Below are 11,944 nucleotides of genomic sequence, written 5' to 3' on the forward strand. Positions count from 1 at the left end.
CTTTATTAATAGCACTATTCTTTTTTAGAAGTCCAATTATTCTTTTTTCTCTATCCTCCATTGTACTAATATTAAGTAATGAATCTCCGAATTTATCAGCGAGCAAGACAGCTTTCTCTTTAGCAGTATTAGCGTATTTAACTTCAAAAACAAACGAAGGAGTATCTTTATTTCTAAGTTGGTCTTTTACTCTGTTTTTGATTCTTTTAGCTTCAAATGGTTCTTTTTCTGCAAGTTTCTTTATTTCTTCATTAATATCTTTCTGAGTTATTTTACCTTCCTTCAAATCAGCTACGAGAGTATTGAAATTAAGTTTTAATTTTAATTTTTCAATCTCTATTTTTTCAACGGCATCTTTAATTTTTTCTTTATTTCCAATTCGCCTATTATATTCTGATGTTTCTTTTACCACCCTATTGACAGAAGATCTAGCCATATCCTTACCAAACTTTTGCATGATTTGTTCTGTGTCTTTATCTGAGAACATCGCATCCATTCCACCATATATCATCCCTACATAAGGAGAAGTAGAAGGAGTTGTGATGATACTTTCAACTGCTGCTTTCATACGAGCTGGTGACCACCCTGAAGTTTCTCCTACTTTTTTATAAAAATCCTCTACTGATTTACTTCCATATCCTTCTGCTGCTACAGGCACTTTTCCTCTATCTGGAGATATATCTTGCTCTCTAAAAAAGTCATAACCTGTACTCATAGAAAGTGCTGATTTAACAAGTGGATTTCGTGCTATGTTATCAGTTACAGCAAATTCAACAGGAGATATATTGTTTTGTAATATCCAATTCAAGTCTGATATTGTATTACTGCTTTCTTTATCGCCTACACTCTCACGCATTGCTTTTTGTAAAACACCCTCAACCATTGTGAAAAATGGTGTTAATTGTTGTGCTTTTGCTATACGATAGTATTCAAATTCTCCATTTGCATTTCTATTACCATTAAAAATTATAAAATAATTTGAACGATCGTATTTACTAACACCTTTCATTGCTTTGTTATACATCTCTATTGAAGACATATCCTTTTCATCATCTCCTTTCCCTCCTTTTCCAAGTAATAATAAACTAATTCCAATTGGTATAGGGGCCACAAAAGCAGCAGCTTGAGTTACTCGTAATGTAGTTTCAATTGGCCTATCTCTAAAATTGTCAAACATTACCCTAGTACCTTGAGCAGCTGCATTCAAATAAGGTATAAATGCATCTAAATCTTTAGTTAACGTTCCTCCTTGATTAAAGTCCATTGTATTACGAGCAGATGAAGCCGCCGTAGTATATATATCATCTACTATACGTTTGTCTTGTACTTCACTAATATTTTTTACCCCTAGTTCTTTTAGCTGATTTGCAATTGAACGTCTGAAAACTCCCATACGGAAACCTATTTCAGAATACACTTGCATCTTCTGTAATGTAACAGCTGATATTACCTTGTTCCAACGTTCACGACCTTTATTACCAATACCTATTTTTTCAAATGTTTCAGCAACTTTCTGAGTGTTCTTGAATTTACCCTGGTCCATTAAGAAGTCTGTCATACCTCCGTACTTAACAAAATTCTTATAAGAATCGTTTTCTTTTCTAATATCTCGAATACCTAGTGTAGCATCTTTAGTAAGTTTCATCATATTCATAAGTAAATTCTTACCATATACTTCTGAAAAAGTAGAAATAAACAGGAAGTCACGAGGAGTATTAGTAATAAAGAAAGTAGGGTTATTTCCTGTAGCAATAGATTTAACTAAACCTACACCACTGGCCATTGCAACTTTTTCTTTTACATCAGGACTTGAGAATATACGTTTTAAAGAGTCAAAATATTGATCATGAAAATCTTGCTCCATAAACATATTTTGTTTTATCCCATCAACCCAATAATAAGCATTAGCATATCCTTTAGGTGTGCTCTTTTGTTTATATATAGGGTTCCCACTTTCTGTATACCCTACAATAGGATTCTCTTTTATTAAGGTTTGTAATTTTGAAAAATACTTAATAATATCTTGTTCTTTTTTAGTAGGTTTTTCTTTCTTCTTTAATTCCTCTACCTTCTCTACTTGTTCCTTCATGAAATCAGCAAGTCTACGATTGGTATTATTCATTGCTATAGTTTTAGCACGAACACTTAAAGAACGAGATAACAAATATTTCGAATCTGTAACAAGGGCAGTATCTAAACCACCTTCTAATTTTTGAATTTGATTCTTGCCTAAACCTCCTGTAGTACCATTGTCTAAATGAATTGTTTCTAATTCTGAGTTTTGTAGAAATTCTAAAAATTGACGTGGCTGGTAATCTATTTCGAAAAATCTATCAAGACTTTCTTTAGAAATAATACCACTTTCATTCATTTCATTTAATAATCCTCTAAATGTATCAAAGTAAACATCAGAACGTTTAATCAAATCATTATAGACCTTTTCCCCTAACTCTTGTTTAAGTCCTTCTAAGTATGTTTTAGATACATTTTCATTAATGTAATCTGGATGAACTACTGCAGGTAAATTATTAGCTCGTCTATTTTCATCTATTGCGATAAAACGTTTAAGTTGAATAACCTTATCAAGTATTTTGATTTGGTCAGAAGAAAGACCTTTATATATCTTGTCCGAAGCTTGTTCAAACATATACTTTGCATATCCTGCTGCTCCTTTTGCTGTAACAATATAATCTCTTACAACTCTACCTCCAGCTTTATTAAGTAGAAATTTAGGTAAAAACTGTCTATCAAAAAACTTAGTTACAAATCCTCTGAATAACTTATCAAGATTAAACTTAGGTTTAGTAAGTTCTTCCATCTTCTTTTCTGCCTTATTGAATGAATCATCGACTTGTTTTTTAGCCTTAATAGGATCTACTTCTTTTTGTCTTTCGAAAAAATCTTTCGCGACCATTTTTTCCATACGGTCATCGAAAGAAGCAAGAATTTCTTTTTCGGTTTTTCCCTCTTTTAAAGCTTGTTTAATTTCGTTTTCAATCTTCGTTCTATTTCGGGAGTTTCGATTTGTTTCGTATGGTTTGTTCAAATAGTCAATGAAATTTGAATCTAAATCGGTCTTCTCCTTTTGAGAAAGGTTTTGGTACCATTCTGTTTGCTGTACAGCATTTAATCCAGCAGAAATAATATCGGCTACACTCTTAGCTGTTTTGGCTGCAACTTTCATCGCTTGTAATGCTTGACGCGCAACAACTAAAGGCAAATTCATTCCTAAATTTTCCTTTCCGAATTGGTCAAGATTATCAATAGCTTTATCTAAGTTTTCTATAAACTTATCAATCTTTAAATCCTTGGAAAGATTAAAATTAGTGTTATCCCCTTTAAACTCTCCTTTATGAGCACTTGTCAAACTTGCATTGACTATGTCCTCAAGTTTTAAATTTAATATTTGTTCTGGACTATAATTCTTAAGTGATAGTCCAAACTTATCAGCCAACCATTTTACAGCATCTATTACAGCTCTTTCTAATTTTTCATAAAATGTTTTATCCAGTTGTTTATTACCTATTTTCCCTATCATTTGAACCCTAGCTTCAGCTTGTTGTTGTTCTAATGTTTTTTTATAATAGTTTGGGTTAGATTGCACAGAGCTTAGATAACCATTTTCTTTCGCTAGATTGTCAAGTCTAGCAATAGCGACTAATGCGTGAACATCCCCATTTTCTGACGCTTGTTTCATCATATCATCAAAAGGGTGGTAAACTTCGTGAAGTAAAGTTTCGGGGCTCAAAGCAGATTCGTTGATATAAATTTCACGTTGTCCTTGTTCGTTTAAATAGGTCGCTCCCCAAATAGTCCCATCAGGAGTTTGCATAAATTGGGTGTCTATATCATACACATCTGCTTCTACTTTTTTCTCACCTGCTAAAATTTCGTTAGAGATTCTGTGGTGCCCATCAATTACATAATATTTATCACCTTGCTTAAATAATAATGGGCGTTCTCTTACATCTTGAACTTCTTTTAAATTATTGATGTTTACATTTTTCTGAGTAGGTATTATATTAACGACATCAATAGACTGAACAAAGGAGTTTTTACCTTCATCTACCAATTTACCAACTACATTCTCAGTTTCTCTATTTAAAACTTCTACATCATTAAAGAAAATGTTTTGTGTTGGTACTTTAGGTTGAGTATATTTATTTTCAGATGCTAATTTTTTGTAATCAACCTGTAAATCAGTATCATTAACTTTTGGATTCTCAAATTTTTGTAGTAAATTTGAAGCACGAGAGAATAAGCCTTTAACGTCAGCGGAATTGAACCGCTGTTTAGAGAACCATTCTCTCATTTTTTGTTTATCAGCATACCTTGTTAGGTTATCATTTATTGCTGATACAACTTGCATATTGTTTCTAGGATAAACACTTCTAACACTATTTACTTCTATCTTACCTAAACCTTTATTAGCTTCAATAGCAACAATAAAGTTTTTGTTATCTTTTTTAATTTCTGTAAGAACAACAAAACTCCCATCTTGTGTAGAGCTATCAAACACAGCTAAAGGATTTTGAACTGCAATTACTAAATTCTTAATCTCTGATAGTTCAAAAGGATGGTTGTCTTGTTTAGATTTATTTTTTAATCTACTTGCTGCTAATTCGATTGGTAGATTAGGGATACCTGCTGCTTGAAGTATTCTAGTAGGAGAACCTAATTTAAAAATATGCCCCTTAGGCAAAGTTCCCTTTTCAAGTTGCTCTAACTCTGAATTAAAAGTATCATTAATGCCTTCCCATTGTTTTTGGAAAAACACGCTATTAGGATCTTGTCCTAATACTTGAGCAAGTTTGTTTGAGTCACTATGTACATTTCCTGCTCCAAAGAATTTTTGAAACGTTTGTACGAGTTTACTAAAAGTGGATTTAGGTAGAGTTACTCTTTTTCCTTCGGCTTCTCGGCTTCCTGAGCTTTCTTCTTCGCTTCCTCTATGTCTTTCAGAACTCTTTTCTTGAACTCTGGATCTTCTCCCATCTTCTTTGCTATCTGAGATTTTAGGAAAGTCCTTTGCGCTTCTGTTAGTTGCCTCTTGCTCATATTGTTTAATTTCGTTGGTTAAATTTATAAAATAATTATCAGACATAAAGTCTAATGAACTCATATTCTCAAGTCTGTTATTCTTATTATCATTTTGGTTCAATACTTCATTAAGTATTTCATTAGTAGCAGGCAACCCTGTTATTTCCTCAAATCGAGCTTTTAAAGAACTCATATCAGCATGGTAACCATTATTTAAAAACACCTGTGCACCAGTTGGGTTTTCAAGAATAAAATCAACAATATCTTGTTCTGTAATTTCAATTCCCGCAATCTCGCTTAATTCTTTTGCCTTTGTGTCTAATGGAGCTCCGTCTTTACGTAAGTATTGAATAGGAATACTACCTCCTTCTTTCGCGTGAACCTCATCTGAGTTTTGAATAAAGCTTTCACGACTAACATGGCCCAAGTTCTCAGCAATTACTTTTTGCTTATAATCAACCCCATTTCTATAATCTTCAATCTCATTACCGAGGATAGTTTCAGCAACTTCAAGTGCGCTTTCTGACTTCTCAGCAATGAATTTATTTGTCTCTTTAACAGTCATATTAGCCAATTCGCTACTATCAACAACACCTTCAACCTCATGAGCACGATTACCTTCTGTTAAATCAGTTTGTTTTGCGTATTCTAAAGCAAGTCGGTTAGATGTTCTTTTACTAGGAGTATTTCCATCCCTATCTTTAAATACAATTCTGCCTTCTTCATTGGATACATTATATTCTCTACCATTGTCAGAAGTTTTGATTATTTTAGGTCTCTCAATTGTTTTGGAGGATTGTATCTCTTGTGTTTTATCATCTCCTTTCTCCTTGTTTTCAAGATCTCCTTGTACTGTGTCCAACTGTTCATTTGAAGATCGAGTATTTCCATCATCAACAATATCTTTTGCTTGTGCTGTTTCATAGCCTAATTCATTTGATAGAGGGGCATCGATGTCCTTTTGTGAACTTTCTTTTCTGTAATTCTCTAAAGCACGTTTTGAAATTTCATTATCTTCAATAGTAATATTCTTAGTACCATCTGGATTCTTCTCTTGCATTAATTCCCTTGCAGCTTCATCTTTTAATCGAATTACTTCTTTAGAATCTAATAGATTTAAAAGAGTATTACTATCTTTATTTAATATGCCTACGCGCTCACTTTCTACTGCATTAAATTCTTCTTTTAGATTAGATATAATTTGATCTTTCATTTCCTGGTCTAAGTTTCCTTTCTGTATTTCCTTAGCCTGTTCTTTCAAATTAGCTTGAGTTTTTTCAATGCGTTTGATAGCATTAAACTCCTCATTAGACATAGAAGAAATATCCTTTATAACCTCTTCTAATAATGTTTGATTTTTTAATCTAGCCTTACTTAATTGAGACTCTGCAATTGTTCTTTCTGATTGTGATAAATTGATATTATCGAGTGCTTTTTCTAATTGAAGTATCTCCTTGTTTACTTTACTGATTTTTGAATCTGAATTAAAAGGTTTAATTCCTTTCGATATAATAGAAGCACCAAGAGGCATCATAGCCCCCATAATTGCACCTGCAGCTGAGGCATCCAATACATTATCAAATACACGTACATCTTTTTTATCTAATGCATATATGTCCATTAGATTCTGCATGACTTCAGTTGCTGCCTCATCAGTACCTTCAAACAATGTGTTTTTTGCTATTTCTTTTGAACTATTTTTAACACCTTGCCACATTCCTTGAGCTATTATTTTTCGCTCTGGCATAGTAGCTGATTTAATTATTCTAGCAGAATTCATTAATACCAACCTATCTACATAAGCAGACACAGTCTCAGATGCTCCATAACCTAATGGAACAAAAGTTTTTTGCCAATAATTATAGTTAGCTTCTCCTGCATCTTCTTCTTCCTGCATCTCTTTCCATTGTGTACCTGTGGCTGAAGCACCTAACGCACCTATACCTCCCACTCCTGTAGACACTGCAGCATATATTGGTATTTGACTTGCTACAGCAGTATTCCAAAACCATTGCCCAAAATCAGCATTTGTATTTATATCCTCTACAGATATTGGTTTAGCAATATCTTCTCTAGTTTCTTTTGCTATTTCTGAGAAAGTCATAGCACGATGCCTATTCATTATTTGATTATAAGAAATATCAACTCCCATAGACTGTTCTACCCAATTTTGGAAATTAAATATACCAGCAGTTAAATCAGCTCCAGTAGCTCCAGCATTCTCAATGAAATTTTTAATCTTGACATAATCTCTTTTTAGTACATCAATATTATCTTTTACACTACCTATATTGTTCTGGCTATTAGCAAACTCTAAACTGACCTGCTGTAATTCTTTTAGATTTCCATCATATTTGCTATACAACTCACTTATCTTAGAGAATTTCTCTACCTCATCATATTCTCCTTCAGCATACTTTTGATTTACTTCTTTTATTTCTTGCAACGTATTAAGTGCTGTTATTTGAAGGAAGTCTTTTTTAGAAAGAATATCCTTGTCCTTTTCAGAAAGAGAACTTAATTCTGAATACTGGTATAGTTTTAATTTGTCCTTATCACTCATACCGAAAGCATCAATATTCTTTTGAGCATCTTTCAGAAAAACCAACTCTTGACTATTAGACTGTGATTTGATTTTTTTATCAATCTTCAGTTGTCTAGCCTTAGAAATTTTTTCTTCTTCTGACAAGGTAGGGATAGGTTCATTATTCTTTTTTGCAAGTTCTACTTCTTTATTGTGCTCTTTTTCTACTTCCTTTAACTCCTCACCTATAGGGTTAGTTTCTAAAGAAAACTTCTCTTTTAAATTACTTTGCTCACTTTTTGGAACACCTGAAAAAGAAACGACTGTATTCATCAAGGCATTTAAACCTTTCTTTCCATAAGCCTTTATATTATTCAGCCAACCAGACTGATTTATAGCATCATCTACATCTTGTATTATTTCTTCTTTCTTTTCATCAGAAACAGTTTTAGCCATTTGAAATTCATCAAACAGCTTAGTTATTTCAGGATTACTTTGTTTTATTTTATCTTGATTCCAAGAAGCAGAACCTTCTTTAAAGTTTTTATATTCACTATGGGTTGATTCTACATCCTTAACCTTTTGGTCTGTCATCTTTTTCGAAAGATCCAAAGATTCTTTTTCTGAATTGTATTCCAAATCTTTGTAACCAACTTCCGAATCCTCTTTTTTTTTTACTCCTACTAAACTTGAAAAATCTTCCTCACTTCTTTCATATCCTGAATCCTTAAATAAACTATAAGCATCTTTTAGAGCTTCTGGATTAGTGTCTATTAATTTCTTAAAATCTTCTTTACTTTTGTTATAACCAGTCTTCTTGAATAATCCATAAACGTCATTTAAAGCATCTGGATTAAATTGTGTATTAGGCTTGTCCATAATCATTAATTGTATTTAGATCCTACATTGCTATTAGAAACAGGAGTATCATTATACTTAGATCCTATCCCTTTATTTATATTTTGTTTTGTATAGTTAGCTCTTTGTTTCAACTCTTCAGTAGTTGAATTAAGCATTTTTGCAATACGTGACTCCGTTTCTTTAGAAACAACAGTCTTCATTTTTTTATTTTCCGTGATAGAAGTTTTGTCATCAGACATTATATTATCAGGATCTAATGATTTAGTAGTTTTACCCTCAGGATAACTACCCGAAATAATCATATTACCGTCTTTGTTATAAGTAAAGTCATTTAGTGTTACATTAGAGTATGTTTTAAAATCTCCTTTATCCTTTACAGAAATAGCCTCTAATGTTACTTTTCCAGTCACAGGTACACTCCTTGCGTCTTTAGCTATTGTCTTATAATGATTACCCCATGTAGCTTTAGTTGGATCAACAGATTCCCCAATAGATACTTTTTCTTTTTCTTCTTTACCTGCTTTGAAATGACGTTCTCTTTGTGCCCTATTTAATGCACCTTGTTCAGAAGTAGTATCTCTTTCTCTTAAATCTTCACTATCTTTAGAATTAAGAATCCTTTCTGTTACATCTCTTTCAATTGACTTTATGATGTTTTCATCTGCTGTTCTGTAATTGTGTCCTAATTCTGTCAAACGAGATTTAGCAAAATCAGTAAGATTCCCTTCTGGACCATACATCATTGATTTAGCAGACACTTGTGCTATATCTAAAGGGATTCCTTTCTTTGTAATAACATCATACCCCTCTCTGTCTTTTGTTTTAACAGTACCAAGTCCTTTAGACATATCAGAAATCATCTTATCATAGTTTAGTTTAGGCTGAAACTCCCAAACTCCAATCCCATCTTTTAGATTGTCCCATGACATCATATCTATTTGCCCATCTCCATCAATATCTTTAAAACCAATAAGAGGAAATCCATTTTCATCTACAGTTCCTAAATAATTATCAAAACCATTAAGCACTTTACTTTCAAACGAAGTATTTCTAAAAAACGAACCTTCATCAACTCCTTTTTTATAATCGCTAATAAGTTTTGTAAAATTCTGAGTAGCAACTTTTAAATTAGAAGGCAGGTTATCAAGATTAGCATTTTCTATTTCAAGCCTAACTCTATCTTCATCTTTTAGATTACCTGTTCTTAACAGATTATATATCTCTCCTTTTCTATTGACCGCTTGCATGATAATTCTACCTTGTAATTCATTCAATGATCCAGATCCTGTATCGTAGTTTTGAGGAACTTTTAAAAGTCTTTCTCTCAACTTTTCATCACGTTGAAGTTGTTTTTCTTTGCGTTGTTCTTCAAACTCTTGCTCTCTTCTTTTCTGTTCCTTATGTTGAATACCAAGTTGTTCTTGCTGAACTATAGTGTCAGCAAGATTAAATCTATTGGGTTGAGATGATGCATACGCATTTGAGTGATTTCCTGCCATGATTAAACTATGTTATTACCTTTATACATATTCCCCTGGGTGGTAAAGTCAATTGGCTTAAACACAGGAGGAGTTATATTTTCAAAAGGATTATAGGTTTGCCCTTGAGGTGTTAATGAATTAGCCATAGATGTTTGATTTTCCCTTGGTTGTGGTGAAGATTTAGAAGTATCCCCTATTGCTCCACTTAAAGAACCTATTCCTGCAATCGCTCCATTAATTCCATTCCACATATTTTGATCACCTGCTGCATATTGACTTTGAAGAGCACCAATATTCTGCATATCACGTTGCTCTTTTATTCCACGAATATTCGCTTCTTCATTAGCTATAGCATATTCTCTTTGAATAACTTGATCGTCTAAGTCTTTTTGAATTTGCCTGTTAGTTTGATTAATACCAGCCTGTAATTGTGGTAAGCCAGCCCCTATTGCTCTACTTCCTCCTCCTTGTAATGCTGCTACCATATTAGCAGTTGTTCTTTGAGTTTCCTCTCGCATTAGGTCTGAACCAACTGTTGATATTTGTATCTGTTCAGCTGCATTGATTAATTCTTGACGTTCATAAGAATTTAATTCTGATTTAGCTTTCTTCTTCTGAGATTCTCCTTGATAAATTGAATATCCAGACGCTGCTACACCCACTGCTGCACTAGTAATTGCTGCCATAAAAAATAGATTTTACTTATTACTTCAATCAAAGATAATAAATAAAATCTATTAAGGTTTTGTAAACGATAAGTTTTAGTTATAACAATCTAATCATTTCAGTAGTTTGTATTGAACCCTCTTGATAATTGACTTCTTTAAAGTACTTTATAAGAGAAGGATTTTTAAGATTTGTATAAACTGCTTTAAATCCATTATCTTTTGCAATAGATGTAAGTTGTTGTATAACTTCTTTTATTGCTTCTTTTCTATCTGATTCTCTATAATCAGGGTTAGAGACGATAAACTCCACCCAACATATACTAGAGTTTGTAAAATAGATATATCCTGCACATATATTAATTTCTTTTTTAGAAATCATTACCCCTGAATTGGGTAACATTTCAATTGCTGGAGCAGGAAATCTATGCCACTTCCACCAAGTTAATAATTCTTGATAGTCTTCTTCTTTTATAATTCGTGCATTAAACATAAGATTTTATAATATTAGAGTTAATAGCAAATAGTTCTAATTGTTCATCATTATTATTTTCCATTTCTACTTCGGCGTAATAACCACGTATATCACCACCTTCTACTCTAGAATCTTTAACAGAAAAGAAGAAATACCCTTTACAAAAACGATCTATTCTTTTATCTATAGTCACATAATTATTTCCCTTCGATTTTACAATTCCTAATGAATACTCTTTCTCATTATCAAGAATAAAAACCTCATCTCCTATATTAGTAAAAGAATCTACTAAATCGAAATACAAGGTGTCTTCTGTGTTGTCAGTACACACACCAATACCTTGTGTTCGTCCATGTAAGTCATCTGTATCTTCATTACCTCTTAAATGAGTAAAGAATCTACTCTCTCTCTTACTAAACTCTTCTTTTACCAGAGAAGTTTTTGTCAAGTTGGTTTTCATTTCAATATCCCAAGGATGGGAACCTTCTATTGAAAAGGTTTTAAATATCTTATCTTCACTATGTATATCATTGAAAACTGTACTTATTTTTGAAGGGTATTTTTCACCATAAAAAGTATTAGTTACAGGGTTTTCAATATCATTGTGAAAATACAAATTACCTTTTCGATTTATTGTAAAGAAGTCATTTCCTGAACGCAAGAAAGCATCAGGATTATAACTAAAAAATGAAGTCCATCCTTTCTCTTTTTCTCTAAATCCTAATGTTATCATGTTTTATCAATATTTTTTTCATCAGGATGTTCTATACCTTCAATTTTACTTTCAGTAAATAAAGAATAACTACCTCCTAATGTTTTATATCTTATCTTAATATCATAATCTTTATACTTGTTTAATCCTTCAAACAAGTACTCTTGATTATACCCTTCAGTAAAC

At 32.3% G+C, this 11,944-nt stretch carries 5 protein-coding genes; all 5 read right to left on the minus strand.

Annotated elements, in window-relative coordinates:
• Positions 1–8,443: LPD38 domain-containing protein (locus tag GOQ24_RS10820; protein ID WP_160339667.1), on the minus strand; the 8,443-nt coding region annotated here is incomplete at its 3' end.
• A 5-nt stretch (positions 8,444–8,448) separates the two neighbouring features.
• Complete coding sequence (locus tag GOQ24_RS10825) at positions 8,449–9,924, minus strand: hypothetical protein (RefSeq protein WP_208103222.1); 1,476 nt, start codon at positions 9,922–9,924, stop codon at positions 8,449–8,451.
• 2 nt (positions 9,925–9,926) lie between these two features.
• The gene (locus tag GOQ24_RS10830) at positions 9,927–10,592 is read right to left on the minus strand and encodes a hypothetical protein (protein WP_208103223.1); all 666 of its coding nucleotides are present in this window, start codon (positions 10,590–10,592) and stop codon (positions 9,927–9,929) included.
• A gap of 79 nt (positions 10,593–10,671) precedes the next feature.
• Positions 10,672–11,064: a hypothetical protein gene (locus tag GOQ24_RS10835; RefSeq protein ID WP_160339669.1), complete on the minus strand. Its 393-nt coding sequence runs from the start codon at positions 11,062–11,064 to the stop codon at positions 10,672–10,674.
• Complete coding sequence (locus tag GOQ24_RS10840; protein ID WP_160339671.1) at positions 11,057–11,779, minus strand: hypothetical protein; 723 nt, start codon at positions 11,777–11,779, stop codon at positions 11,057–11,059. The genes GOQ24_RS10835 and GOQ24_RS10840 overlap by 8 nt, the downstream gene beginning before the upstream one ends.
• Positions 11,780–11,944 lie beyond the last annotated feature (165 nt).

Source organism: Myroides sp. LoEW2-1, assembly GCF_009767705.1.
Taxonomy (GTDB): domain Bacteria; phylum Bacteroidota; class Bacteroidia; order Flavobacteriales; family Flavobacteriaceae; genus Flavobacterium; species Flavobacterium album_A.

What these genes read in the sequence shown, in the direction of transcription:
- GOQ24_RS10830 (WP_208103223.1), bottom strand. Translation starts at nt 10,592, where the DNA reads ATGGCAGCAATTACTAGTGCAGCAGTGGGTGTAGCAGCGTCTGGATAT.
- GOQ24_RS10840 (WP_160339671.1), bottom strand. Translation starts at nt 11,779, where the DNA reads ATGATAACATTAGGATTTAGAGAAAAAGAGAAAGGATGGACTTCATTT.
- GOQ24_RS10835 (WP_160339669.1), bottom strand. Translation starts at nt 11,064, where the DNA reads ATGTTTAATGCACGAATTATAAAAGAAGAAGACTATCAAGAATTATTA.
- GOQ24_RS10825 (WP_208103222.1), bottom strand. Translation starts at nt 9,924, where the DNA reads ATGGCAGGAAATCACTCAAATGCGTATGCATCATCTCAACCCAATAGA.